This is a genomic window from Desulfonatronovibrio hydrogenovorans DSM 9292 (genome assembly GCF_000686525.1).
Lineage (GTDB): Bacteria > Desulfobacterota > Desulfovibrionia > Desulfovibrionales > Desulfonatronovibrionaceae > Desulfonatronovibrio > Desulfonatronovibrio hydrogenovorans.
In genome coordinates this window covers 122,030-147,297 of sequence record NZ_JMKT01000015.1, presented here as the reverse complement: position 1 = coordinate 147,297, position 25,268 = coordinate 122,030, and the positions used below count along the sequence as shown (strand labels likewise).

General features: G+C 46.2%; 24 protein-coding genes. 10 read left to right on the top strand and 14 right to left on the bottom strand.

Features of this window, described 5'->3' with window-relative positions; genetic code table 11:
- Window positions 1-3: 3 nt before the first annotated feature.
- Both P771_RS17565 and P771_RS0112625 read right to left on the bottom strand, forming a co-directional pair.
- Window positions 4-1,641 (bottom strand): 4Fe-4S binding protein, encoded by a 1,638-nt coding sequence (locus tag P771_RS17565; RefSeq protein ID WP_035244520.1) that lies wholly within the window; start codon window positions 1,639-1,641, stop codon window positions 4-6.
- Window positions 1,641-2,489: a DUF362 domain-containing protein gene (locus P771_RS0112625; RefSeq protein ID WP_337833576.1), complete on the bottom strand. Its 849-nt coding sequence runs from the start codon at window positions 2,487-2,489 to the stop codon at window positions 1,641-1,643. The genes P771_RS17565 and P771_RS0112625 overlap by 1 nt, the downstream gene beginning before the upstream one ends.
- Before the next feature lie 330 nt (window positions 2,490-2,819).
- On the opposite strand from P771_RS0112625, the gene P771_RS0112620 reads away from it, so the two are divergent.
- The 3 genes from P771_RS0112620 to P771_RS0112610 all read left to right on the top strand — a co-directional run bounded on the left by P771_RS0112620 (window position 2,820) and on the right by P771_RS0112610 (window position 4,222).
- Window positions 2,820-3,593, top strand: coding sequence for a TSUP family transporter (locus tag P771_RS0112620; protein ID WP_028575427.1), 774 nt, complete (start codon window positions 2,820-2,822; stop codon window positions 3,591-3,593).
- Window positions 3,594-3,694: 101 nt separating this feature from the next.
- Window positions 3,695-4,009: a cupin domain-containing protein gene (locus P771_RS0112615; protein ID WP_028575426.1), complete on the top strand. Its 315-nt coding sequence runs from the start codon at window positions 3,695-3,697 to the stop codon at window positions 4,007-4,009.
- Window positions 4,010-4,024: 15 nt separating this feature from the next.
- Entirely contained in the window at window positions 4,025-4,222 is a 198-nt protein-coding gene (locus P771_RS0112610; RefSeq protein WP_028575425.1) for a ferredoxin, read from the top strand.
- Between the two features lie 3 nt (window positions 4,223-4,225).
- On the opposite strand, the gene P771_RS0112605 is transcribed toward P771_RS0112610, so the two are convergent.
- The 8 genes from P771_RS0112605 to P771_RS0112570 form a co-directional block, all read right to left on the bottom strand.
- Entirely contained in the window at window positions 4,226-4,894 is a 669-nt protein-coding gene (locus tag P771_RS0112605) for an ABC transporter ATP-binding protein (protein ID WP_028575424.1), read from the bottom strand.
- Between the two features lie 9 nt (window positions 4,895-4,903).
- Window positions 4,904-6,076 (bottom strand): ABC transporter permease, encoded by a 1,173-nt coding sequence (locus P771_RS0112600; protein ID WP_028575423.1) that lies wholly within the window; start codon window positions 6,074-6,076, stop codon window positions 4,904-4,906.
- Between the two features lie 113 nt (window positions 6,077-6,189).
- The gene (locus P771_RS0112595) at window positions 6,190-6,720 is read right to left on the bottom strand and encodes a DUF2318 domain-containing protein (RefSeq protein WP_051617324.1); all 531 of its coding nucleotides are present in this window, start codon (window positions 6,718-6,720) and stop codon (window positions 6,190-6,192) included.
- A gap of 47 nt (window positions 6,721-6,767) precedes the next feature.
- Entirely contained in the window at window positions 6,768-7,217 is a 450-nt protein-coding gene (locus P771_RS17560; RefSeq protein WP_035244517.1) for an RrF2 family transcriptional regulator, read from the bottom strand.
- 278 nt (window positions 7,218-7,495) lie between these two features.
- Window positions 7,496-8,635, bottom strand: coding sequence for a protoglobin domain-containing protein (locus P771_RS0112585; RefSeq protein ID WP_028575421.1), 1,140 nt, complete (start codon window positions 8,633-8,635; stop codon window positions 7,496-7,498).
- 2 nt (window positions 8,636-8,637) lie between these two features.
- A complete protein-coding gene (locus P771_RS17555; protein ID WP_244147328.1) occupies window positions 8,638-9,807 on the bottom strand; it encodes a M20 family metallopeptidase in 1,170 nt (389 codons plus the stop codon).
- Complete coding sequence (locus P771_RS0112575; RefSeq protein ID WP_028575420.1) at window positions 9,804-10,343, bottom strand: GNAT family N-acetyltransferase; 540 nt, start codon at window positions 10,341-10,343, stop codon at window positions 9,804-9,806. Before P771_RS0112575 ends, P771_RS17555 begins: the two co-directional genes overlap by 4 nt.
- 386 nt (window positions 10,344-10,729) lie before the next feature.
- Window positions 10,730-11,236: a PilZ domain-containing protein gene (locus tag P771_RS0112570; protein WP_028575419.1), complete on the bottom strand. Its 507-nt coding sequence runs from the start codon at window positions 11,234-11,236 to the stop codon at window positions 10,730-10,732.
- Window positions 11,237-11,671: 435 nt separating this feature from the next.
- Here P771_RS0112570 and wecB point away from each other — a divergent pair, with 435 nt between their 5' ends.
- The 7 genes from wecB (at window position 11,672) to P771_RS0112525 (ending at window position 19,117) form a co-directional block, all read left to right on the top strand.
- Complete coding sequence (wecB, locus tag P771_RS0112565; RefSeq protein WP_028575418.1) at window positions 11,672-12,769, top strand: non-hydrolyzing UDP-N-acetylglucosamine 2-epimerase; 1,098 nt, start codon at window positions 11,672-11,674, stop codon at window positions 12,767-12,769.
- Between the two features lie 304 nt (window positions 12,770-13,073).
- Window positions 13,074-13,961 (top strand): PEP-CTERM sorting domain-containing protein, encoded by an 888-nt coding sequence (locus tag P771_RS0112560; RefSeq protein WP_028575417.1) that lies wholly within the window; start codon window positions 13,074-13,076, stop codon window positions 13,959-13,961.
- A gap of 235 nt (window positions 13,962-14,196) precedes the next feature.
- A complete protein-coding gene (locus P771_RS0112555; protein WP_051617323.1) occupies window positions 14,197-14,961 on the top strand; it encodes a metallophosphoesterase in 765 nt (254 codons plus the stop codon).
- Between the two features lie 46 nt (window positions 14,962-15,007).
- On the top strand, window positions 15,008-16,267 hold the full coding sequence (locus P771_RS0112550; protein ID WP_028575415.1) for a coiled-coil domain-containing protein: 1,260 nt from the start codon (window positions 15,008-15,010) through the stop codon (window positions 16,265-16,267).
- 196 nt (window positions 16,268-16,463) lie between these two features.
- On the top strand, window positions 16,464-16,826 hold the full coding sequence (locus P771_RS0112540) for a response regulator (RefSeq protein ID WP_035244515.1): 363 nt from the start codon (window positions 16,464-16,466) through the stop codon (window positions 16,824-16,826).
- A gap of 90 nt (window positions 16,827-16,916) precedes the next feature.
- Window positions 16,917-17,945, top strand: a complete 1,029-nt coding sequence (locus tag P771_RS0112535) for a sigma-54 interaction domain-containing protein (RefSeq protein ID WP_084301895.1) — start codon at window positions 16,917-16,919, stop codon at window positions 17,943-17,945.
- Window positions 17,946-18,283: 338 nt separating this feature from the next.
- A complete protein-coding gene (locus tag P771_RS0112525; RefSeq protein ID WP_028575411.1) occupies window positions 18,284-19,117 on the top strand; it encodes a PEP-CTERM sorting domain-containing protein in 834 nt (277 codons plus the stop codon).
- A 108-nt stretch (window positions 19,118-19,225) separates the two neighbouring features.
- Here P771_RS0112525 and P771_RS0112520 read toward each other — a convergent pair whose 3' ends face one another.
- Genes P771_RS0112520 through asnB form a run of 4 tightly spaced genes read right to left on the bottom strand, consistent with a single transcriptional unit; the run spans window position 19,226 to window position 25,202 of the window.
- Window positions 19,226-20,632, bottom strand: coding sequence for a mannose-1-phosphate guanylyltransferase/mannose-6-phosphate isomerase (locus P771_RS0112520; protein WP_028575410.1), 1,407 nt, complete (start codon window positions 20,630-20,632; stop codon window positions 19,226-19,228).
- 24 nt (window positions 20,633-20,656) lie between these two features.
- Window positions 20,657-21,928 (bottom strand): TIGR03790 family protein, encoded by a 1,272-nt coding sequence (locus P771_RS0112515; RefSeq protein WP_035244571.1) that lies wholly within the window; start codon window positions 21,926-21,928, stop codon window positions 20,657-20,659.
- Window positions 21,918-23,282, bottom strand: a complete 1,365-nt coding sequence (locus tag P771_RS17550) for a phenylacetate--CoA ligase family protein (protein ID WP_035244513.1) — start codon at window positions 23,280-23,282, stop codon at window positions 21,918-21,920. Before P771_RS17550 ends, P771_RS0112515 begins: the two co-directional genes overlap by 11 nt.
- A 21-nt stretch (window positions 23,283-23,303) precedes the next feature.
- Window positions 23,304-25,202 (bottom strand): asparagine synthase (glutamine-hydrolyzing), encoded by a 1,899-nt coding sequence (gene asnB / locus P771_RS0112505; protein WP_028575408.1) that lies wholly within the window; start codon window positions 25,200-25,202, stop codon window positions 23,304-23,306.
- Window positions 25,203-25,268: the final 66 nt, after the last annotated feature.

Below are 25,268 nucleotides of genomic sequence, written 5' to 3'. Positions count from 1 at the left end.
AAATCAGGAACTGAAACCTGGTGGAAGGTCTCCTGGATCATCACCATCAAAGAGATGGCCAGGGGGTCTTCTTTGCCGATCAGGGTCGGCCTCTAAATCGAGTCCTATGGCCCTTCCTTTGTCAATATAAGAACCTTTACTCATCCTTAGAGATTCCATTGGTTCAACAACTATGGCTGATCCGGCCTGAACCGGGCAGTGGTATTCACAGGCCCCGCATCCACTGCACTTATGATGAATCACGTACGGAACCGGGACTGGATTACCATCCACTCTTTTAAGTTCAAGGGCTGCGTATGGACACACCTCGTAGCAGACCAGACATTCACGTTTCCATTCCCAGGCCAGACACTTAAAGGGAATAATGTAGGAAGTTCCAATTTTGGCCCACATCTTTTCAGCCAGAGGCAGCGATCTCAGAGCTCCGGAAGGACAGACCATCCCACAGGCATTGCATAAAGGATCGCAAGGCCCTCTTCTAGGAAGAACCTTGGGACTGAATATCCCTCCAAGACCGCCATCCAGCCAGACAGGCTGCAGAGTGTTGGTTGGGCAGACTTTCATACATTGACCGCACCTTATGCACCGGCCCAAAAAACTCTCTTCAGGCAAAGCCCCTGGAGGACGGATAAGGCTGGAAGGCAGGATATTGCCTGGAATAAACTCACTCTTTACACTGCTGATGCCGGTCTGAATCAGCAAAGCCGAACCAGCACCTGCGGCCAGAGATGCCAGAACCTGCCTCCTGGCTGGTAGATATCCCGTTACCCTGCCAGATTTCTTTTCTCCAATTCCAAAATTTACAGCCTGCTCCGGACAAACCCGGACACAGGTCTCACAGGCAATGCACTCATGGTGGCTGGTCCTGGTGGGATCGCTGTCTATGGCGTCCATGGGACATTTCTTCTGACAGATACTGCAATCCGTACACGCCTCAGAGACCTTCCGGCCCACCACAGGGTTTCGGCTGAAAAGAGCCATAAGAGCTCCGGAGGGGCACAGATATCTGCACCAGAATCTTGGGGAATAATAGGCCAGGGCAAAGACAGCAGCAAAAAAAAGCAAGATAAACCACTGGGTAGCAAAGCGGTAGGGTTCAAGTTCAGCATAGGTAAGAAAAGAAACACCAAGTGCAGAACTCAGAGGCATAACCAGGGTAAGAAAACCCTCCCCCATAAAGACCAGTCCTGGATAGAGCACCAGGCCGTAGAATCTGGTGACCAGGGACAGGGGTGATGCCAGAAAAACCGAAGAAATACCCAACAGACAGGTTCCCAAGATGAACAGGAGAACCAGATACTTGATGTTCCTCATGACCGCATGCTTCTGGGCCGACAGCTTGGTGTTGTTATTCTTTCCAGGACCAAACACTTTGTCGGTTACATCCAGGGTGATGCCCATGGGGCAGATGTACCCGCAGAAAAACCGTCCCAGAACCAGGGTAAGCAAAAGAATCAGAAGTCCTGGAATTAAAGCGGTGATCAATTGCCTTGAACTGATCACTGTTCCCAGAAAAATCAGAGGGTCCAGACGCAGGAAAAAATCAACTGGAAACCATCCCTTCAGGGGAAAGGTGGTCATCCAAAGCAGAAAAATAAAAAAACCAAGGCTTAAAAAGCGGATAATCGTTCTGAAACTCATCAGGCGGTGACCGTTCTGGTTTCAAGATTCTCCAGATCCATCCTGCCCAGCCCTCTTTCATGGGCCTCACGGATATGAGCTACTTGATCAGGCCTGATATCCCGGCCATACCATGGAAACATTTCAACTGTCTTGGCATCAGCGGCAACCATATCTCTGGAAGCTATTATGGTTCTGGCGCTGATTACCTCGCCAGGGCCATATGGACCATGGCTGGACAGCACTCTTGTAGCGTCAATTACTGTCAGATCCGCCCGCAGCAGGGTGCAGAGATCCACGATGGCCGAACTCAAGTTATATCTTCGATGCATGATGCCCCTGTCCCGGATGAGTCCCATCATCCCTTTCATAGAAAGACTGACCCCGGTGGCAGAGTGAGACTTGGCCACAGGAGCAGCAATAAGCACGTCTGCTTCTAGAACATCTTGCATCACACTGGCCTGCCTCATATTTTTACCTTGATCAAGCCTAACCTCCCTGAAAAACCGGCTGGAACTGAAGGCATGAACTGAAGTCTGAGGGACCAGCCTGCAGGCTTCCTGGATGCCGGAACGTTCCAGGCAGAGCTCTGCTCCCTGCAATGGGTTATCCAGGACCATGACCGAAGCAGCCCCAGCCTCAATACACATCTCAGACAAAGCCCTGACTACTTCCGGATGGGTGTTGGTTGCCCGTTCAGGCGGATGGGCAAAACTCATATTGGGCTTGATCACCACTTTATCGCCTTGACTGACAAAGACCTTCATTCCCCCAAGGGTTGAAACAGCTGCCTTTGTTGCCTCTTCAAGTCCACCTTTGGCAATGCTGATATGCGGGTAACTGTCCGCTCCAGCATAAGCTGGAAACATAAACCCCGCTTTGGCAGCCGCTGCCGCAAACAAGGCTGCCTGGCCCTGTTTTTTGATAAAATTCCTTCTGGTTATCAACCGTCTGCAACTATAAATAGCACTTGAATTTTTTTGTTTTTTAACCATAATAACCCCCATCATTGGTCAAAAATTAATTATTCGACCCTTTTTAACGTGCATAATATTTTTTCTTACCCTGGACAACTGTTTCAGACACATCTCAATTTAGGCAGTCAACTCTGACTTTAATATTCTTGCATCAAAATACCTGGCTAAATCTGAAAAAATTGGGATACTGCCAGCAAACCTGATACCTTAGGTGAGTCTTTCATGGAATATGTTCTGATATGCTTTGCTGCTTTATTTGCATCCGGCCTGACTCTTTTTTCTGGATTCGGACTGGGAACGCTTTTGCTTCCAGCATTTGCCATTTTTTTTCCTGTGCAGGCTGCAGTTGCCATGACCGCAGTAGTTCATCTGGCCAACAACATCTTCAAGCTAGGCATCATTGGAAACAAAGCAGATTTAAGGGCAGTACTCAGATTCGGACTTCCAGCCCTCATAACCAGCTTTGCCGGGGCCATCATGCTAATAAGGCTTGCAGACCTTCCACCCATTGTCACTTATACCCTGATGGACAAAGAATTCAGTGTTTATCCGGTCAAACTGGTTATTGGAGTCCTCATGGCCTTTTTTGCCGGTCTTGAACTAATGACTCCTTTTAAAAAAATGGCTTTTGATCCAAAATTTCTCCCTCTGGGAGGACTTTTAAGCGGATTCTTTGGAGGCTTGTCCGGACATCAGGGCGCTTTTCGCAGTGCTTTTCTGATCAAGTCCGGTCTTGGCAAGGAAGCGTTTGTTGGAACCGGGGTGGTTATTGCCGTTGTGGTGGATCTGTCCAGGATAACAGCTTATTCCGGGTTGATCTGGAGTCCTGAAATCAGGGAAAATTTGAACCTGATCATTGCTGCCTCCCTGGCAGCCTTCAGCGGTGCAATTGCGGGAAGGATGCTCTTGAAAAAAATCACCCTGAGATCAGTCCAGGTCTTAGTCAGCATCCTGCTTTTTTTCATATCAGCTGGCCTGATCTCGGGGCTGATATAGGAAATCAATCAACCTTCCGGGACCATTGACTTAAGTCAAGGCGGTTCTTCTCAGTTATGGCAGTATTTTTTCAACATTATAACCAAACAAGGAGAAGAGACATGAAAACCATGAACATCCTCCAAGAGGGCACTTTCAGCGAAAAGGGCATGAAAAAGCTGCTGGTACACGACAGCCCTTATTTCAGAATTATCAACTTTAATTTCAAGGCAGGTCAGGAACTGCCAATCCATTCCCATGAACTGGAAGGAGAACTGAGCATTCAAATTCTTGAGGGCGAGGGAGAATACCTGGCCAAGGACAGATCCATTCCAGCCAAAACTGGAGACATTTTGATCTGCGATATTGCTGAACCTCATGGAGTCAGGGCCTGGACAGAAATGCGGGTCCTGGTGACCATTGCTCCTCCTCTTTAGCAGAAAGGAGATCAAGTGAGTCGCAAAGTTGCAATCGATGTGGATGAATGTATAGGATGTGGAACCTGCGAATCCATCTGTCCTGAAGTATTCAGCCTGGATGAAGAATCGGGCAAGTCACAGATCATCAAGGCAGAAGGTGGTCCGCAAGAGCTGATCCAAGAAGCCATTGATTCCTGTCCTGCCCAGTGCATTTCCTGGCTGAATCAATAATACTCACCCTGACAACTTACCGTCGGTCATGGTCAGCACCCTCCCGGCAAAGGAAGAATTCTCCCGGCTGTGAGTGACCATGACCACGGTTATTCCCTGCTGATTAAGCTTACTTAGAAGTTCCATAACTTCCTGGCCGGTCTTTGAGTCCAGGTTTCCGGTTGGTTCATCAGCCAGGATAATACGGGGATGATTGACCACTGCCCTGGCTATGGCCACCCTTTCCTGTTCTCCCCCGGACATCATTGAAGGCAATTGCCGGGCTTTTTTCTCGAGATTGACCTGGGCCAGAGCTTTCATAGCCATATCTTTTTTCTCACCATAAGAAAATCTGGTTACAGCCAAAGGGACCATAACATTTTCCAGGGCGGTCAAATATGGAAGAAGATGGAAATTTTGAAAAACAAATCCCAGGTACTCCCTTCTAAAATCTGCCTGCTGGTCATGGCCAAGGGCGTATATATCAATGCTGTCAACAGTGCATAGCCCTGATGTAGGAGTGTTAAGAGCTCCCAGAACAGATAAAAGGGTCGACTTGCCTGAGCCCGACCTGCCCATTACTGCAACAAATTCTCCTTGCTCGATATCCATGGTCACATCATTTACAGCCGGGAAACCGTCTTCATCGCCTGCATATTTTTTGATCAGGTTTTTTGTAGAAATAAATGTCATTTTATATTCCTATAGTGAACGCAACGCCTGGTTGGGATCCAGCCTGGCCGCAGTTCTGGCTGGATAATATCCAGCACAGAGCCCAACTACAAGGGCCAGCCCCAAAGACACAGCCAGTAGCAATGGATCAAATAAATGTCCGGGATGAAGAACGTGTTCAGCCTGGCCCAGGGTAAACAGGGGCATCAACTGTCTGGAAGCCAAGAGCCCCACTGGATAGGCAGCAAGTCCGGCCACCAGGGAAATTACTGTGACTTCCAGCAGAATGATTCTCATCACATGGCCCTGACGATAACCTATGGCTCTGAATATCCCGATCTCTGATGATCTTTCCCGAACGCTTCCCATCATGGTCACCAGCACCATCAGGCCTGCCACCAGAATGATCAGAACACTTACCCCGTATGCAAATCTCTGAAAGTGGTCCAGGGCCTCCATGCGCCCCATGACCACCTGCTGGATAGCCATAACCCTGGCATCGGGCAAGGCCTCTGATATATATATGACCATGTCTTCAATGGGACACCCGTGGCAGAGTGCAGCCACTTCGACCATTGAAACCTGACCTTCCTTATTGAAGAGTTCCTGGGCAGTACCAAGGGATGTAAACAGGATATGATCATCCTGTGAGCCTGATCTGTTTAAAGTGCCTGAGACTTCAAACTGTTTTCCATTAACAGAAACCAGCTCTCCAGGTTCAATCCCCAGCAGTTCAGAAGCATCGCTTCCAGCAAGGATCTGACCGTTTCCAGGAAGGCCACCGGTTATCTCCCACCAGGGCCGAAGCACCCTCATGCTCTGGAAGTCCACCCCGGCCACAAGAACCTGATTACCCATTACCTTGGCAACCCCTAAAACCACTGGCCCCAGAGCTGCAATATTCTGGTTAAATGGAATCTCATGCACCCTTTGCAGATCTTCTTCACTCAATTCGTTCAGCTCAAAGGAAATTCCGCCCAGGGAAATACCTCCATAACTCAAAGGCAGGCTTTCACTTTTGGGAAGAATGACTATATTTGCTCCATACCTTTCAAGCTGATGCAGCATATTATGCCCTGCCGTTCCAGAGAGGCCGAGCAAGGTTATGACCGTGGCCACTGCTATGAAAATCCCGGAAAAGGCAAAAGCAGCCTTGACCTTTCTGCGCCGGATATTCAAAAGAGCGATTCTGTTTAAATTCATCTTAATAACCGATAAAAATGGTTTCTTTATGTTTAAAGCTTTCCTTACAAAAACCAAAAACAAAGCTCTGAGCTATGTTGGAAGAATTGATTGAGAGGACTGATCACCCTTGATCAGGAAAAATCAAAGTATCTTGCCCCCTCCAGGACATCTTTTCTCTGAATATGCAGCTCACTGCCAACCACCTCCCTGGTTAAAGGAGCTGGATTGCAGCCACCCTGCTCAACATTGATCAAAGAACTGTGAAAACGCATCCCACAGTTGCGACATATCATGAACTCGCCATCCTGGACATAGCCCTTATCAGCAGTCCAGCACAGGTCGCAGGCATCAAAGGCAGTTCTAACAACACCGTCGGGCGACTTGACAACAAAAAACCTGATCTTTAGTCCGTTCCCGTCATCATATACATAATGCTTAGCTGTATTGTCCGCAAAGAGTTCGAGATCAAAAATAAATGTATCGTCCACCGGGCTGACCTCTTCTAGGTCCACGGATAATGTCTGCTCTTCCTGGGTTGATGTATAGTAAAACAGGCCTGCTCCTGTAATCAGGATGATGGCAAGTACAAAAAAAAGACCTTTAAACGGGCTGCCGGATCTGGCTTCCAGAACCATTCTTTTCTTGGAGTCAGTTTTGTTCATCTTGCATCCAGGGTTTAAGCAGGCTTATTTTTCATGATCAATAAAAGCTAAATTTGAAACTCCGGCTCGTCCAGCATTTCATCTTCACCAGGACAAACCGAGTCTCTAAGGTCGGACAGGCTGATCTTTTTGAGCTTGGTCCAGATTACTTGATTGATATCATTCCAGACCTTTCTGGTCTTACAACTCAAATGCTTTTCACAAGTTTCAGGCTCGCCAAGACATGGACAAAGTTCAATCCGCCCCTGGACTGCTTCCAGTATGTCAGCCAGGGTGATCTCGTCAGGTGCTTTGGACAGCACATAGCCGCCTCCCGGCCCTCTTAAACCGTCCACAAGACCCGCCTTTCTCAATAGACGGACTATCTTTTCCAGGTATTTTTCCGATATACCCTGACGACTGGCAATAGTCCTGATGCGTATGGGGCCCTTTCCCTGCTGTTCAGCCATATCCAGCATCAGCCTTGTACCGTATCTTACCGTTGTGGATAACTTCATAACTACTCCATAAAAATATTTGCAAATCAAATCATACCGATAAAGTATGCTTTAGCTATAACATGATATATCCTTTGTCCAGCATGATTTTACCAATAATTGCGGGGCAAACATCCTCCAAAGCATCTAACCATCTACACTTCTTAACAAACTAAAAATTTTAACAACTATTAACTGCCCCAAAATGGTTGGGACTAACTCCAAAGCGGAAAAAGCTGGATCAATTAATCCTTCTTGGGTCAAGGCAACTAAGGCCGTTTATTCTTTTAAGGAGTGAATCAACAAGGCAGGGTAACAACACACAGGACTCCCTGGTCCGGGACAAGACTGATTTTAAAATTACCATTATTCTTTCTAGCTGCAAGCTTAACAATGGGCAGACCAAAGCCTGTGCCCATGGATTTGGTGGAAAAAAAGGGAGTGAACATCTGGTCAATATCATCAGGTCTGGGCAGGTCGCCGTTGTTAAAGATTTCAATATCCAGGTAGCCAGTTATGGATGGATTCAGATGAGAATTGATCTTGATAAGCGGATTTTTCGAATCCACAACAGCTTCATAAGCATTTTGGAGTAAATGAAAGAGGATGGCCTTGAAGTCATTTTGGTCAGCACTTACCTCTGGACAACTTTCATCTAAGTCAATGTCAACCTTGCCCTTCAGCTTCTGCGGAGCAATCAGGTCAATTGCATCCTGCAAAAAGGCCCTGACCAGGCACTTCACAGGTTCAGGCTCTCTTTGAAAGACTTCATTGTAGGTCACAACATTTTTGACCATCCGCTCCAACCTTGAGGCCTCCAGGAGCATGGTATCGTATATTTTTTTTCTGGGATCCTGGCCTGGAGTTTTTTTCTGCAGGAGCATGAGATTCCCACCGATTACGGTCAAGGGATTTCTGACCTGGTGGGCTATTCCCTTTATTACTTCATGATCGCACTGAGTTGTCGAGGTAATGAAGGCGTCAGTCTCTATCAGAATGCATAAATCAAGAACTTTGTCGATAATCTTTAACAGGCCCTCGCTGTCTTCAATATCCCGGTGCTCGAGAACCATTCTGCCAATATACCTTCTCACCAGGCCATAGGCCATGTTCACATACCTGTGGTCCACCCCGGACTGGACATGCTTAAGACCGCTCTTCCAGTGGCGGGTGACAAATTTCTGCTGGTCCCGGACATCAAACAAAGATGAAAACCAGTCCGCCCAGGTCCTTTTCAGTCTGTCGTCATAGGTTTCATGCTCCAGAACCGCCCTGGTGTGAGGGATCTCAAAAAAATAGTCGTAAAGCCAGCTAGAAAAAGCTTCCTTTTCTAACTGGGCAATCCCGGATAAAAGCCCGAGCCTGCTGAAATCATTATCATCGATTCCCAGTTTTTCTTTGAAATAAAGCAGCCGTTCCAGTGGAGGAGGGATATTCATAATCAGTCAATTGATGGAGTTATTATAGTATTTCGGTCCAGAGCAAGACAAAGAGCTGCGAAAATTCTGGATGCCCCCACAACTTCAGCCAGGCTGGTATGCTCATCAGGAGTATGGGCGGTTTCAAGGGAGCCAGGCCCCAGGATAACCGGCTTTACCCCTGCCTGGTGAAAGAGATTTCCATCAGAATGAGACCTGAACACATCAACAAAATAAGGCACTCCAAGCTCCTCATAGATGGGTTTTAATAAACCGGACAAGTGGTTGTCAGCCCCAAGGTCATAACCTTGATATGCTGTGTCAAAACTGATTTCCATACTCAGGTCAGTAATGAACTCATGTGCTTCAGCCGCATATTTCCTGATAATGGTTTTGATGGTTTTAGGATCCACTTCCGGGGGGAGATGAATGTCTATCCATGTCTCGCACCTGTCCGGCACTACAAAGCCAGCTTGAGAAGAAGTCATCTCCCTGATGGAATAGACCAGATCTGATTTTCCCTGAAGAAAAACTTCCTGCCTGCCCAGGTGCAGAAGTACTTTTAGCATGGACTCCACAGCGTTATGACCAAACTCCGGCAGGGATGAATGACTTTTTTTACCGGTTGTTTCCATTACAGCTTCCAGGTAGCCATAATGGGAATAACAAGCTGCCAGGCTGGTCGGTTCTGGAATTACCACCCACTCTGGCCTGCGTTTTTCAAGAAAAGCCTGACTGCCGTCGCCGATCTCCTCCTCACCCACAACAAAACACATCCCCACACAAGGCATCTCCTCAGGCTTCAAGGCCCTGCCAAGAGCAATGCAGGTTTCCACCATAGCAGCACATCCGCCCTTCATATCTGCTGCGCCCAACCCCCTAATAACACCGCCCTGCTCTTCAGGTGTCTGTTCATCAAAGTCCCAGTAGGCTACCGTATCCACATGACCGATGAAATAGAGATCAGGTCTTCCTGAACCGATAACAAGATGCAGATTAAACCTGTCATCTTCTACCTCTTCTTTTTGAACATCAAAACCCGACTTTTGCAGCAGGTCTTCCAAGTATAGCTGGAGATCACGTTCCTTGCCCGACGGAGAGTAGATGCCAATCATCTCAGTCAGAACTCTTTTCAGCCTGACTGGGTCAATTTCCCGCAAGACCCTGTCCAGCCTCCCCTTATTGCGAATCACCCCTGCCTTCCTCGTTTTTTGCTGGCCCTTGCAGGCCGTGGCTTGCAGGATCTGGCTTTACGGCTCAAATTTAGACTCATAAACACATGCTTCTGAATATCACCAAAGCCCTGTTTCTGGAAAAAACTTATGGCTGACTTGTTGTCTGCAGCTGTGTCAACGATGATCATACGGACACCCATGGCTCGCATCCGCCGGAGAATCTCTTTGAAAAGCCTTCCTCCGACTCCGGCATGCTGCAGATTCTTGCGCACACCCAGCCAAATCAGATAGCCATACTTCCAGGCTGACCGTGTCTTATCCACAGTAGTTCCCAGGGCAAAGCCCACAATATGCTCGTCTATCTCGGCCACCAGACAGAGTTCGCTTTCTGAATTGAAAAGATTGGTGATTTCATATTCATCCCAGGTCCGGTACAGTGTAGTTGAATATTCAGCCGTAAAGACCTCTTCCCCGATATGAAACACCGGAGCCAGGTCATCTATGCCCATTTCCCGGATCTTAATCCTGGAACAGCTGGATTGATTCTCTACCATGTCATCCCCTGGTTACCAAACACGCCCTGCACACAATGATTCCCATATGTATTGATATCAGACAACTGAAAGTAACGTCAACGCCACAGAGAGGTGTCTTGAAAAGGAGGGTAGACTGAAATGAAAGGGACTCAGCCTGATCAAACATCAGGCTGTCTCGAGCAATTCAATACTAAACTTAAGGGGAAGAAGAGATGACTAAAAACAAGTTAAAATGACAAGGCAGGAAAAGATATTCAACGACCAGAAATCAGGCAGGAAACAAGACCAGCTTCGTATCTGGCCTGACACTTCTTCTTGAAAAGAAGTTTTTCTCCTTTCACTAAATCTATGTCATAGCTGTCAACTGTTTTGGACCTGGTCCAGTCAACAGCTTCTCAACTCAATTACTGCCTGAGATAATTGGTGAGCTGCTGGCTGCTGTATTCGTCACACTCAAGAAACGATCCTCCAACGCTGACCATCTGCTCTCTTTCTTCAATATACTTCAACTCGCACTTGAACCTGGAAAGCTCTTCAGTGTCCGACAGATAAAGGATGACTTCAAAATTGTTTCTGTTTTTCAAAAACTCGACCCTTGAAGTCCTTTCCATGGGAAGAGCCAGCTTTGCTCCGCCAATGGAAATATCAAGAACTGTAGTGGATACATATCTGCCCACGCCGCTGGTGGATGATTGCTCATAGACCAGAGCAGGTATTATTACTCTCTTCCTATGATACCTTCTTTTGTCAGCTTCGTCAGCAGCTCCAAAATCCAGCTTTTCATCAATATAGCTTTTCAGTATATGGTCCACCAGATCGTCCACCTCCAGTTTATTCGTCTCAGCCAGCGCCTTCAGACCGGCATAAGCCTCCTCTGTAATGCTCACCTGTCGCCTCTGGAAATCACCCATTATTCTATCCTGAATTCAGATTAAGATGGCTATAACTCAAATGGCCAGCATCAAAAAAATACTGATCATTTTCGCTGACTTTTGCCGACTGTTTTATATGGCTTTATCACTTTGTCCATATAAAAAATTCTATAATTCAAAACCATTATTCAATTATTATGCCACCTCACCAAGAATTTTCCAAGATCACCAAAATTAAAAAAACGGGTTTTATCCCTTAATGTTAAATAAGCTCTTCAATTATTTCATACCGAAAAGGCAGTAAATTCTAGATGCAACCCATGACCGTTTTACAGACTGTCTTTGCAAACTAATTCCATTTTGGTTACGTTTTAGGAACATGATTGCATATTGCATTAATTGACTTTTTAAGCCAGAAACATTTCTAGACATTCCGTCTGAAATCCCATGCCGAACCAGGATTATGGAGTTAACATGAATCCCAAGACCATTGACCTCATTGCAGGTGCAAGGCCCAACTTTATGAAGATTGCGCCGATCATCCGGGCAATCAACCAAAACAAGACTTACCAGCACAGAATAAAGTACAGATTGATCCATACAGGACAGCACTATGACCAGAATATGTCTGGTAATTTCTTTGATCAATTGGGAATCCCCGCCCCGGACTTCAACCTGAATGTCGGCTCCGGTACACAGGCCAGCCAGACCGCAGGGATCATGATGGGATACGAAGATATCCTCATGAAGCAAAAAAGTGATTTGTGCGTGGTGGTGGGCGATGTGACCTCCACCATGGCCTGTGCCATCACTGCTCAGAAAATGCTGGTTCCAGTGGCCCACGTTGAAGGCGGAATAAGATCAAATGACTGGACCATGCCCGAAGAGATTAACCGCATGGCTACTGACGCCGTCACCAACTGGTTTTTTACCACCAGTGAGTATGCAGATGAGAATTTAAGGCGAATGGGTGTGGTCAGAGAAAGGATATTTTTTGTTGGCAACACAATGATCGATACCTTGCTCCAGAATCTGGACCGACTGCAGAAGCCAGACTTCTGGGACAGCCTTGGACTTAATCCAAAAGACTATTTTGTCCTGACCCTGCACAGGCCGGCCAATGTGGATCAGGAGCTGAAGCTAAAAAAACTTATGCAGACAATAATAGACGGTGCAAAAGACAAAAAGATCATCTTTCCGGTCCACCCCAGGACAGCCAAGATCCTTAATAAGCTTGGCATCAGCAGCAAAAACCTGCACATGGTCGAGCCCATGGGTTACCTGGAGTTCAATTACCTGGTTCAAAGCTGCTTTGCAGTCATAACTGACTCGGGCGGTATCACTGAAGAAGCAACTGTCCTTGACGTACCCTGCATGACCTTGAGGGACTCCACCGAACGCCCGGAAACTGTAACCATGGGAACTAATGAACTGGTTGGCACTGATCCAAACAATTTAAGGCCATACCTTGAAAAACTCTTTTCCGGAAAATGGAAGACTGGTCAGATACCTCCCCTTTGGGACGGAAAAGCAGCTGAACGGATTGTCAAACACATCTGCACCCTTCTCTAATTCAGCTTAACCAGGCTTTTTTTTAGTCCACCTGCGATCAAAATACCGCTTTAATCTCCTTTCAATTTCACACCAGCTTAGTATGCAAAGGAATTCTCAAGCTGTCCTTGTTCTTCTCAAAAAAATGAAAATAATTGCACACTCAGTACCTGCTAAAAACATACATCTTATTCCAAACTCATATTTTATCTATAAAAAACAAACTCTTAACCAAGATATACTCCAGTCATTTTTCTCAACCCAGGATGGTACGCATAGTGCAATGAAAGCCTGGACAATAAAAACTTACCCTAGGAGAGCCTTGATGAAACGGATTTTCTTCATCTCCATTCCTATCTTATTTCTGGCCTTGGGGTTGAGCTACCTCTTTGCTGACCCTTATCACGCCAAGGAGGGCAACCGTTTTCAAAATAGCCAAAAAAGCGATCCTGGTGAAGACAGTTCCCTTGGAAAAGTTCTCCGAGACAAGCTGGCTGATCTAAAACAACTGGCCTCACCACCTGCAAGGCCTGGCAACAATTATTCCAATGAAATCGGGGTAGATTCAGACCCTCAAGCCCTGGCTGCACCAGCCTATTCTGGTAGATTCCAGATCCAAGACAGGCAGACATTGGATTCAGGCCAGGAAAGGCCAACCCCAGGCAGGGATTTGGCCTTAGGAGCAGCCACTAACCCAGGATTCTTGGCTGGTTTAGACCCGCTAACCCAATCTGTATCCGGCTCACAAGGAAAATCGTCTAGTGGATCAGCCGGCTCCTTTGGATCAACCCCCGGGTCCAAGCAGAGCAATCCAGACCCCGGGAACATGGACTTTGACTCAGGAGACATCACCGACCTGCAGAGTCTGTCGCCAGACAGCGGATTTTCAAGTGATCCAACAAGCCATGGTCCGTCCATCTCAACCGGATCCAGTGGATCATCCGGAACTACCGACAATAATTCAGGATCCAATCCAGGGCATTCAGGAAACCCAAATCTGCCTGGCGATGACTTTCTTGGCGATCTTTCAGACTTATTTCCGGGATTTGACCTTGATGATCCCCTCCCCTGTGACTTTGGAGACTGTCTAACCCCAAATGAGAATGAAATTAACCATGCCACTACTCCTGAGCCTGGGACCATGATCCTGCTTGGAACCGGGATACTGGCTTTTATACTCTTTGGCAGAAGATTTGGAACTTATGCAAACTAATACCCCTATAGAAGCATAATATTTTTTCTCCTGCACTATCCAGACCTCCCACCAGCTCCTGGTAATTGAGTGCCTTATCCATAAGCCATCAATTACCAGGGGTAATCCAGTCCAGCTTAGTCATAACTTAAAAATCCAGCATGGTAATCTGTTGGTCCAGCTTGATGTGCGGACTTGCAATTAAGCCCTTTACATCCTAATCAAGTTCCTGAGAAATACTGATCCTGGAATCTAAATGCTTTCATTACTATCAAAAATTATTGGACCTAAAGCCGGCCAAAATCAATTCAGAATTCCAGATGGCTGGCGGGTGTATGCTGTAGGGGACATCCATGGGCAGGCTGATCTTATCAAAAGCTTGCACAGGGCTATTTTAAAGGATGCTCATAATAACTCTCAAATCAATAAGTTGGTGGTGTATCTTGGAGATTACCTTGATCGGGGAGCCCAGGTCAGGGAAACCATTGAAGAACTGGTCCACCGCCCTCTGCCAGGATTTGAATGCAGATACCTGATGGGCAACCACGAGCAGTTACTGCTGGACTTTCTGGATAATCCGCTGACTTTGGAAATGTGGATCAGCCTCGGAGGACATTCAACTCTTATGAGTTACGGAGTAACTGCTGCTGGATCAGGTTTTTCCCTGGAAAGAGTGACCAGAATCCGCCAGGAGTTTCTAAACCTTATGCCCGGCAGTCATCTGGAGTTTATTCAGAGCCTGCAACCTTTTTTCAGGTTTGGAGACTATCTTTTTGTCCATGCCGGAATCCGTCCAGGTATCAATCTTGAAAAACAAAAACCTGAAGACCTTTACTGGATCAGAGATGATTTTCTGTCGTCAAACCTTGATCATGGCTTCAGGATCATTCATGGTCACTCCACATCTGAAATAATTCGAGAAACTAGATATCGTATTGGTATTGATACAGGTGCATGTTCCACCGGTGTCTTGACCTCTGCCGTCCTTGAGAAAGACCAGGTCAGATTCATTCAAACCTGACTGACTTTACTCCTGACAGCTGTATCAAACCTCTGGGAGTCTTAAGGTGGGTCCAGAAATAGCCAAACAACTCATTATCAGGTTAAAAAGACTGGTTCATACCCCAGGGGATAAGCCCCAAAGCAGCTTTTTGTCTTTCCGAATACTTTATCTATGTATTTTTCTTCCCCCAGTGCTGTATATCTTCACTATCCAGGGCCTGGAAAGATATCTGAACAATTCATGGAATCAGGAATTCTCCTCAATCCTTATATCAGACATGAGTGGAGTTGTTACCGGACAGACAAGACTCCAGGATGAAGTCCACAATAACGTGGAAATATTCATAACAGGTCAAAAATTAAGAAGACTTGGGGTAATGGTTCAGGCCTCGGTCAGGACAGGGCACGGCAGACAGCTTTATCCTGCCTTTGATCTGCAGACCGGCCTTGATGAACATCTGGAAGGCCGAGATGGCCACCACCTGGACGAACTCAGAAAGTCCCTGGTTGCCAGAGAGAATATCAGCATTCTGCAGGAAGGACTCATCTATAACCTTTCTGTAAGGATTCCTCATAACACGTGGCTTTCCAACATCATCCTTATCTTTTACATATTGAGCTTCAGCCTGGTGCTTTACAGAATCTATCACCAGCGGGTTCATCTCTCAGAGCTGGCCGCCCAGAAACAGCAGGAAGAGCTGGAGCTGACCAGATCAAGGCTTGCCCAGGCTCAATCCTTCCTGAATGAGTATTCAGACAAAGAAAAGACCTATACCAACGAACTTGAATCGCTGAGAAAAGACCTGGAAGCAGCTGATGACCGTCTGAAGCTGACAGAAGATGAAGCCCTAGCTGAAATAGAGCTGCTGGAAAAGAAACTCTCTGATGCCACTGCTCAAAGGGAGACCCAGGAACTTGAGATTTTAAATCTAAACGATCATCTTGAAAAGCTGAGTAAAGACATCAGGCAAAAGGATAAGAAAAGACAAAAACTGGTAGACCAGCAGCTGAAAAGATTTTCAACCTTATACAAGAGGCTAAAATTCCATGATAAAGCCATCCAGGGTTTTATGGATTTACCCAGTGATCTCCAGTTAAAGGCTGAAGAAGTCATTCATACCCTGAACGAAGATCTTCAAAAGGTGAGTGTCAAAAGAAAAGTTTTTTCCAGAGGAAACGAAACATCTTTTGAAACAGAATTTGCCTACCGGGGAAGAATTTACTGGAGCAGAAATCCTCAGGGACAGGCTGAAGTCCTGACAATAGGAACCAAAAACACCCAGACCAAGGACTTGAAATACCTGGAAGGACTAAACAGGGACTAAATGCTGCCAAGCAATCCTCTGCCATGAACTGCCTTGGACTTAAAGAAGGACAACATTAAACTGGCTCTGTTTAAAAATATATTTTTCGTAATTAATCCCCATGACATTGTCGAAAAAAAAATATAGGTGAAAGTTGAGAGCTGACTTACAGCCCATTTTAACTTACAGTAGATCAAACCTTTTTTTGGAGCATGTCATGAGCAGTGCTAAAAGAATCATGATCATTGATGATGATGAAAATATCAGAACCCTTTTAACAGACCTCCTTGAATCCAATGGCTTCGAAGTAGAACTGGCTGAGGACGGTCTGGAAGGAATGGAAAAGCTCAAAAGCCAATCCGTGGACCTTATTCTGATTGATATCAGGCTTCCCTATGTAAGTGGAATTGGTCTGGTTCGAATCGCCAAGCAGCACCAGCCAGGCACTCCTATCATCTGTATGACAGGATACGGATCTTCTCCAGAGTCCATTGCTGAAGAAGAGTGTGTTGGGGCTGTTCTCAGCAAGCCATTCAAAACTCAAGAACTCATGGATGCCATTGACAGACTGCTTAAGTGACACCTAACATTTGCTCCAACGGCCCGTTTCTGTATTAATTTGAAATTGAACTTTCCAGCTTGATCAGCACGTTAAAAGAAAATTTATTTTATGCCGTTCCCAAAACCCAATCTAATAGGCCAGAGCCAGGCCATGCAGAAAATCCTCGAGCTCGCCAATAAGGTGAGTGATGTGGATTTCAATGTTCTGATCACCGGAGAAAGCGGAGTAGGCAAGGAGCTGGTGGCAAGATCGCTTCACTATTATTCTTCAAGATCCCACCGACCTTTTGTCAAGGTGAACAGTGCCAACCTTCCTTCAGAGCTTGTGGAGTCAGAACTTTTCGGCCATGAAAAGGGGGCTTTTACCGGGGCTGACAAAAGAAAGACCGGTAAATTTGAACATGCTGCTGATGGCTCGATCTTTCTGGATGAAATTGGGGAGCTTCCGCTACAGCTCCAGGCCAAGCTGCTCCAGGTGCTTCAGGACCGCTGTTATCACCGGGTTGGCGGCCAAAAGGAAGTCAAGGTCCAGGCCAGGGTAATTGCTGCCACCAATCAAAACCTGGACAAAGAAATCCAGGAAGGTAACTTCAGGGATGATCTGTATTACCGTCTAAGCACCATTTCCATTCACATCCCCCCTCTTCGACAGAGAAAGGAAGATATCCCGGATCTTGTTGTTTTTTTCCTGAAAAAAATCAGCGATAAGAACAAAAAGCCCATGATATCCATCCCCCAAAGCCTGATGGATATTTTTTATGAATATCACTGGCCAGGCAATGTCAGGGAGCTTGAGAATTATCTGAACAGACTAAGCATTCTTGAAAATTTCCGGGAACTGGAAGAAGAGATTACGGCATCTTCCCACAAGAATAAACACGGAGCAGACAAAAAGCATGATAATCCAGCCAAAACCAGCAAAAAATCAACACCAGAACCTGAGGAGCTGGACTCCTTCCCTTCTTTAAAGGAAGTCAGGGACAAGGCTGTTAGAAAAGTCGAACTTGAAGTGATTGAAAAGGTCCTGCTACATGTCAATTGGAACCGCAAAGAAGCAGCCAAGATCCTGAAAATCAGCTACAGAGCTCTTTTATACAAGATCAAAGAGCTTGACCTTTCCCCCCCTGGCCGCGGATAACAGAACAGCCCTCTCAACCTGATCTCCCCGACTGCAGCTGAGGTTGCAGCCACACCTAACCTTTGCTCCAGGCATTTTCATTCCAGTCAGCAGATCATATCTTTTGACTGCCCCCAGAGGGTGTGCAATCAGATTCTCATTTTTCCTTGAATGCACATTAAATGGAAATCTGTTGCAACTTTTCTTTTGCATTATCCAGCCAATTTCAAAATAAACCTTTTTTTAAAGATAGTTAGCAAAAACACCGCTAAGACAGCACGCGGCACTATTTTTGCTAGTAAAGATAAAAACCCTTGTTATTAAATCACTTAATCAAACTGGATAAAAGGAGCAGGCTCATGTTTAAACGAATCTTACTTTATTTATTACCTGTAATATTCTTCTTAGGGGCTTCAACTGCTCAAGCTAGCCTGATTACCCTGACCAATTATGATACCTATGTGACTCCGCAAAAAAGTGGGGCTGGATTCACCCAAGGTGAATGGTACGATAAAATTGAAGCCCCAACTTCTAATATCTTTGCAAACCACGGTGTGAGCCTGACTGCCAATGCTTCAGGATTTCAGTTTGAAATAAACACAAACTTTTCTGGTTATACCAATATTGGCAATGCAGATCACTATATTGGAGATTTTTTTCTTTTTGCTGGTAATAGGTATTTTGGTTTTAATTTAGGAAAATGGGATAGTCCAGATGCTGCTCCAGATGCAAGCACCCCTTATCAGGCTAGCTTTTTCCAAATCTGGGATATACAAAAAGCCTATACTCCTGATCATTATTTAGGCAGCTACCAAAATTTGATTTACGGTGATGGATACAAGGCAACATCCTTTGATTTCACCTGGGAATTGGAACCATTCGTAACAATGTATGACAAATCTGATCCAAATTATGGAACTCAAATACAATCTCCATTTGTTGCTGATTTTTATCAAACAGCCCTTGAAGATGGCAGTTACACCTACACCCTTGCTGGCGAATTCGACCTAATATGGGCCATGAACCTCAGCTGGGGAGACAGCTTTGATTTCCTTTTTGCAACTGCCACCTGTGCCAATTCCGGAATGATGGGTTCAGTCGCCACAACCCCTGAGCCAGGAACCTGGCTTCTGTTTGGGACTGGCCTTCTGGGTATCTCCTGGCTGGGCAGAAAAAGGCTTATCAAAAAATAACCTTTGCGGGCTTCTTAAATACCATCACTATTGACCCCAAAAAGTCGGCCAGGATCCCGGCCGACTTTTTGGGGTCTTGGTTTGGGACATGAGGTCTAAAAACACACCTTATCTCCTGCCGTACTTGTCTTCAAACCTGACTATATCATCTTCACCAAGATACGATCCGGACTGAACTTCTATAAGTTCAAGAGGAATGCTGCCAGGATTCTCCAGGGAATGAGTCTGACCCACTGGTATGTAAGTTGACTGATTTTCAGTAACCAGAAATGACTCCTGACCATTGGTGACCTTTGCTGTTCCGGAAACCACTACCCAATGTTCAGCCCGGTGATGGTGCATCTGTACTGAAAGCTTGGCTCCAGGCTTAACTGTTATCCGCTTGACCTGATACCTGTTGCCCACATCAATGCAGTCATAGGAACCCCAGGGACGAAAAACTTCCCTGTGAATGATGTGCTCACTGCGCTTATTTTTTTCAATTTCCAGGACCAGAGATTTTATGTCCTGAGCCTTTCTTCGGTCAGCCACCAGAACTGCATCTCTGGTCTCCACAACTATCAAATTCTCAACCCCCAGGGTCGCGACCAGCTTGTCTTCGGACATGATAAAACAGTTGCTGGTAGCCTGGGAGATGACATCTCCTTGTAGAGCATTGCCGTTTTCATCCCGGGGGGTAATATCCCACAGAGCAGACCAGGACCCCACATCACTCCAACCCGCATCCATGGGCACGATGACCCCCTTGTCCGTTTTTTCCAGCACAGCATAATCAATGGAATCTGACGGACATGATAAAAAAGCCTTTTTATCGACCCTGACAAAGTGCAGGTCATGTGTCTTATTATCCATGGCCGCTCGACAGGCCTCAAAAATCCCTGGATTGTGAAGCTTAAGCTCCTCAAGGTATAGTCCGGCCCTGAACATGAATGTGCCGCTGTTCCAGAAATACTCTCCAGACTCAAGGTAGGAAGCAGCCTTGGCAGATCCGGGCTTTTCAACAAACTGCAGTATTTCAAAACCATCTCCTTTCACTGCAGAGCCTTTCTTAATATATCCATAGCCTGTTTCCGGAGAATGGGGAACTATGCCAAAGGTAACCAGCTTATCTTTTTTTGCCAGAGCCTTGCCTTTTAACACGCTTTGCTGGAAAGCATCTTTGTTCTTAATATGGTGATCCGCAGCCAGAACGAGCAAGATTGGATCCTGGCCGTTTTTCATGGCTTGCATAGCGGCCAGAGCAATAGCTGGAGCAGTATTGCGCCCTTCCGGCTCAAGTAAGATGGAGAGATCCTCAAAGCCAACCCTGAGCATCTGTTCAGCAGCCAGAAACCTGTGTTCTTCATTGCAGACCAGAAGAGGTTTTGCGCAGTCAAGACCCTGAAGCCGTTCAGTAGTCTGCTGCAGCAGACTGAGCTCCCCTCCAAAGGCGATAAACTGCTTGGGATATAGTTTTCTTGATAGAGGCCACAACCTAGTGCCGGAACCACCAGCCATGATTACTGGAACAATCATCACCATCTCCACACAGACATTATATCAGTTTAAGTGTCCTGCATCTTTCCAACGACTCATGAACGGACGATACAGAGGGTCTCCTACCAGGACCATCTTCCAGGACCAGAAAGGATTGGACAGAACAAAAACCTCAGCCAGGCTTATTCTTCCGTCTGTCAGCAGCTTGAAAAAAATCTCAGGAGGCGGAAATGCCTGAACGTATGGTTCACCTACCGGCCCCAAGGTTGCAGCAACACCTTCTTCCAGCATTCGTTTGCACCAGTACTCACCTCTTTTGAGACTCTGACATTCCTGACTGGCAATATGGTAACCTACTGATCCTGGCTGCCATTCAAAGGCAGGTACATATCTGGCTAGGCTGTACCAGCCTACATATAAAGCTGCCTCAGGGCATTCGCCGGGCTGAAACAGTGCACTTGTCTCTTCAATCACAACCGGCATAATGCCTTCCTGATCAATATACCTAGCCGCCTCATGAATCCAGTAATCATACTGCCCGTATCCCTGTCCGCCCGGCATCGTATCCGGCCTGGGCCATCTGGCGTCAAAGTAAGCCGTACCTTTAAGGCCCCGCTTTTCAGTCTCGATACTGTCATGGATTATCCTTTTGACCGTGTCCTGGTCAGGGCCGTCCAGCCTGGAAACCATCAGCACATCTTTTCTTGAGACTGGTAGACTCTGCTGATTCTGAAAAGGTATGAAAAAAGGATTGGGAATCCACATGGACAAAGAATAGGCATCAGCTTTGACCAGGGCCAGCTCAGAGTCCACAGATGCTGATGTGTTCCTGCGCATCCTTTCCTGGTCAATACTCCTGCTCAAGGCCATAAGCTGGCTATCTATTTCCACTCTTTCTTCACCTTCAGCAACTTTGATCAGCTCCTGCAGATGGGCTCTGCGTTCAAGCAGTTCTCTATATCCAGCTTCTTCTGCCTGACTCAAAGGGGCTGACTCCACTCTGAGGGGTGTGCCGTACATGATCAGGATACAGCGAATGGAAGACCCATTCTCATTCTCTAAAAGATATCTCCTGACAGGTGCTGCAATTCTGCGCTCATAATCATCCCGGCTGACCGTCTCCCTGTCAGCAACCCACAGCTGAACCAAGTTCTCTTCAGGCACACCTCTTTTACGCATATAGTAGTTGGCAAGACCGACACTGCCGGAAGCATTTCTGTTGGCAACAAGAAGGATTTCAGAAGGTTCAAGAGAAGCCCATGCCAACTCATTCTGAATGGCGACTAATAAAATTGAAAAAATAAATACTGTACTAATCAAATATTTAGCAGTCATAATTTCCGCCGACATTGGAAACAACATATCTGAATTTTCCCGAAGCATCCCTGGGAATCATCTCAACATGCTCAATCCTGACTTTTACTTCCCCTCCCATCCGTTTTTTAAATCCCTGCCTAATTCTCCGGTCACCATTGTCCGGGTATAAACTGGAATCAGTTCGGATCAGGACCCGGACCAGATCAATCTCTTCCTGAACAATCTTAAACTCGGAAACCCCTTCAATGTCCCGGACCACATAGATCAAAGACAAGGCATGCTGCCAGCGGCCATCCGGCGTGACTATAAAATCAGTGGTCCGGCCCTGTAAGCTGGCCATGGAACTGAGTCCTCTCCCGCAGGGACACTCCATTCCATCAGACTTGGCCATGTCACCGGTCCTGTAACGAATAAAAGGCATTCCCCAGGCATCCAGATGAGTTATGACCACTTCCCCGGTTTCACCTTCCAGCACAGGTTTTCCGTCATCATTGATCAGCTCCAGGATATAATTGGGATCCATCACATGATAGGTTCCCTCCCTGCATTGGTGGTTGATAAAACCTCCTTCCCTGCTGCCGTAAGAGTCAACAACCGGAATTCCTCCCAAGGCCTGGTTGATAATTCTCTTCTGATGCTCATACAATACTTCGGCGGTTGAAAAAACCACTGTGATCCCAAGTCCGGAAAGATCGATATGCTGTTTTCCAGCCATGGAACAAAAAAGGCTGATGGTACTAGGGTATCCGAACAGGCATTTGGGCCTGAATTTTTCCAGTCTGGTGACTATTTCAGGTACCATGTCCTGAGAAATTTCAAATGCACTATACAGATATTCATTGGTCAACCTATCTCTTATCTGCTTAAGTCTGTCCTGGCCAGCCATTTCAAGTGGAGACCCCCACAAATAAAACTCTCTGTCACCGATATCTACCCCCCACCATCGATGAGTCATGATCCTTGCAGCCTTATCAAATGCCTGACGCCTGCGGTCAAAGTAAAAAACCAGAGGCTGGCCTGATGATCCCCCTGTGTTGTACCTATGCAGACCGCCAGGACACTCTTTCCAAAGCATGGCTTCCAGATTGGTCCGTATCTCCTCTTTGGTCAGCATGGGGATATCCCTTATGTCTTTGATTGACTTGATTTCCTGGGGATTGAAACCGAATTTCCTGAACCGCTCATTGTAAAATGGTATGTTATCAGTTGCATGCATCAGCAGGGATTTCAACTTGGCAAGCTGCAGCTCCTGGATTTCTTCAGGTTCAGCCCATTGCCATTTCTCAAGTTCATCAAGACATGACATAGTCCTTCTGCCCATGAATTTTTCATGAAGCGGAAAAATAAGATGCTTAACTATTTTTGGATACATGCTTCACCTGCTAATTCTGATTCAGAACCTGTTATCTGCAAATTTTTCATGCCAGAGTTCCAGCATAAGCAGTGCCCAAATCTGATGCGAATTATCTTCTCTTCCTTGCTGATGTCCTTGCCATAATTTCTGCAGTTTTTCCTGTTCACAAAATTCATTCAGGATCCCACCAGAAAACAAAGTATCCTCAGCAAACTGTTTCAAGCCATTTTTCATCCAATCAGAAAGGGGTACACAAAATCCCTGCTTTTTCCGATAAAGTACTTCAGGAGGGAGTCTTCCTTCATTCATTTTCTTAAAAATATACTTGGATTCTGAATTCCTTAACTTGAGGCTGGCTGGAAGTCCGGCAACGTATTCCATAAACACATGGTCAAGTATTGGAGCGCGGACTTCCAGGGAATTGGCCATGCTCATCCTGTCAACTTTGACCAGGATATCTTCGGGCAGGTAGGTCATCATGTCCACATACTGAGCCCTGCTCAATTGGTCAGCATTTGCGGCTTCTCTAAAGTAACCGCCCAAAAACTCAGCAGGATCGGCATCCTCAGTCATTCTTAAATATTCCCTTCGAAAAAGTTCCAATTTGTCCTCAGGCCGAAAATAAAAAGACATGTCCCTGAAATATGCCACATCAGCGCTTACTCCTATATTTTGCAGAAAGGATCTCAGCCTGAGAGGCCTGGGGAAATTATCAAGTCTGGGATAAAATCGTCCAATTCTCTGGACTACTCCTTTCCGAAAAAAGGATGGTATCTTCCGACGAACTTTGTCTTCAAATGCAGTCATGGAATAGCGGCTGGCATATCCTGCAAAATTTTCATCACCACCATCTCCTGACAAAGCCACTGTAACTTTTTTTCTCGCCATCCTGGAAACATAAAATGTAGGTATAGCTGAAGAATCGGCAAAAGGTTCATCAAAGTGCCAGACAAGCTTCTCAATCACATCCAAGGCATCGGGTTCAACAATAAATTCCGTATGGTCGGTTCCATAAAGCCGGGCTACTTTCCGGGCAAATTCCAATTCATCAAACTTTTTATCTGAAAAACCTATGGCTGAAGTCTTGACCGAAAAACCAGGATTCTGGACAGCCATGGAAGCAACCACCGCGCTGGAGTCTACTCCGCCACTTAAAAAAGCTCCCAAAGGAACGTCACTGATCATGCGGATTTTGACTGATTCGTCAAACAGCTGGACAAGTTGATCCAAAATGTCCTCTTCTCTGCCATAATCAGTATCAGGTTCCAAGTTAAGCTTCCAGTAGCGCCAGGATTTAAAACCTTCACGGGAACAGATCGCCGCATGGGCAGGGGGAAGCTTGCGGATCTGCTTAAAGATGCTCAGGGGAGAAGGCACGTACCCATAGCTGAAATAACAGTCCAGGGCAGCATGATCGAGATTACGGGGAACACCTGGAGCTGCAAGAACAGCTTTCAGTTCAGAGCCAAAAACAAGCTTATTGCCATCGGCCAGGTAGTATAAAGGCTTTTTTCCGATCCGGTCCCTGGCCAGTACCAGATGCTTTTTCCGCTCATCCCATAGGGCGATGGCAAACATTCCTCTGAGATGTTTAACAAAATCAAGACCCCATTCTCTGTAGGCATGCAGAATGCTTTCGGTATCGCTTTTGGTCTGAAATACATGACCTCTGTTTTGGAGATCCTTTTTCAACTCCAGAAAATTATATATCTCTCCGTTGAAAACAACCTGCAACTGGCCGTCCCTGGTGGCCATGGGCTGGGCTCCGGTATCAAGGTCGATGATTGCAAGGCGTCTATGCCCCAGCCCAAGAGAGCCTTTGACAAAAACTCCCTCTCCGTCTGGACCCCGGTGAACCATAGTTGAGGCCATCTTTTTTATGGAACTTTCAGCAACAGGCCTGCCATCAACATTAAATATTCCGCATATTCCGCACATATTTTTTTAACTTGGAAAACACAACTCCAAGATCATTTTTTTTTGAGTTGGCAACTTGAAAATACT

Bases quoted from the DNA above. Each gene is read 5' to 3' on its own strand.
- P771_RS0112520 (WP_028575410.1), bottom strand. From the start codon at position 20,632: ATGATTGTTCCAGTAATCATGGCTGGTGGTTCCGGCACTAGGTTGTGG.
- P771_RS0112535 (WP_084301895.1), top strand. From the start codon at position 16,917: ATGCCGTTCCCAAAACCCAATCTAATAGGCCAGAGCCAGGCCATGCAG.
- wecB (WP_028575418.1), top strand. From the start codon at position 11,672: ATGAATCCCAAGACCATTGACCTCATTGCAGGTGCAAGGCCCAACTTT.
- P771_RS17560 (WP_035244517.1), bottom strand. From the start codon at position 7,217: ATGAAGTTATCCACAACGGTAAGATACGGTACAAGGCTGATGCTGGAT.
- P771_RS0112620 (WP_028575427.1), top strand. From the start codon at position 2,820: ATGGAATATGTTCTGATATGCTTTGCTGCTTTATTTGCATCCGGCCTG.
- P771_RS0112525 (WP_028575411.1), top strand. From the start codon at position 18,284: ATGTTTAAACGAATCTTACTTTATTTATTACCTGTAATATTCTTCTTA.
- P771_RS0112540 (WP_035244515.1), top strand. From the start codon at position 16,464: ATGAGCAGTGCTAAAAGAATCATGATCATTGATGATGATGAAAATATC.
- P771_RS0112585 (WP_028575421.1), bottom strand. From the start codon at position 8,635: ATGAATATCCCTCCTCCACTGGAACGGCTGCTTTATTTCAAAGAAAAA.
- P771_RS17550 (WP_035244513.1), bottom strand. From the start codon at position 23,282: ATGTATCCAAAAATAGTTAAGCATCTTATTTTTCCGCTTCATGAAAAA.
- P771_RS0112570 (WP_028575419.1), bottom strand. From the start codon at position 11,236: ATGGGTGATTTCCAGAGGCGACAGGTGAGCATTACAGAGGAGGCTTAT.
- P771_RS0112615 (WP_028575426.1), top strand. From the start codon at position 3,695: ATGAAAACCATGAACATCCTCCAAGAGGGCACTTTCAGCGAAAAGGGC.
- P771_RS0112555 (WP_051617323.1), top strand. From the start codon at position 14,197: ATGCTTTCATTACTATCAAAAATTATTGGACCTAAAGCCGGCCAAAAT.
- P771_RS17565 (WP_035244520.1), bottom strand. From the start codon at position 1,641: ATGAGTTTCAGAACGATTATCCGCTTTTTAAGCCTTGGTTTTTTTATT.
- P771_RS0112625 (WP_337833576.1), bottom strand. From the start codon at position 2,489: ATGTTTCCAGCTTATGCTGGAGCGGACAGTTACCCGCATATCAGCATT.
- P771_RS0112560 (WP_028575417.1), top strand. From the start codon at position 13,074: ATGAAACGGATTTTCTTCATCTCCATTCCTATCTTATTTCTGGCCTTG.
- P771_RS0112600 (WP_028575423.1), bottom strand. From the start codon at position 6,076: ATGAATTTAAACAGAATCGCTCTTTTGAATATCCGGCGCAGAAAGGTC.
- P771_RS0112515 (WP_035244571.1), bottom strand. From the start codon at position 21,928: ATGACTGCTAAATATTTGATTAGTACAGTATTTATTTTTTCAATTTTA.
- P771_RS0112605 (WP_028575424.1), bottom strand. From the start codon at position 4,894: ATGACATTTATTTCTACAAAAAACCTGATCAAAAAATATGCAGGCGAT.
- asnB (WP_028575408.1), bottom strand. From the start codon at position 25,202: ATGTGCGGAATATGCGGAATATTTAATGTTGATGGCAGGCCTGTTGCT.
- P771_RS0112595 (WP_051617324.1), bottom strand. From the start codon at position 6,720: ATGAACAAAACTGACTCCAAGAAAAGAATGGTTCTGGAAGCCAGATCC.
- P771_RS0112575 (WP_028575420.1), bottom strand. From the start codon at position 10,343: ATGGTAGAGAATCAATCCAGCTGTTCCAGGATTAAGATCCGGGAAATG.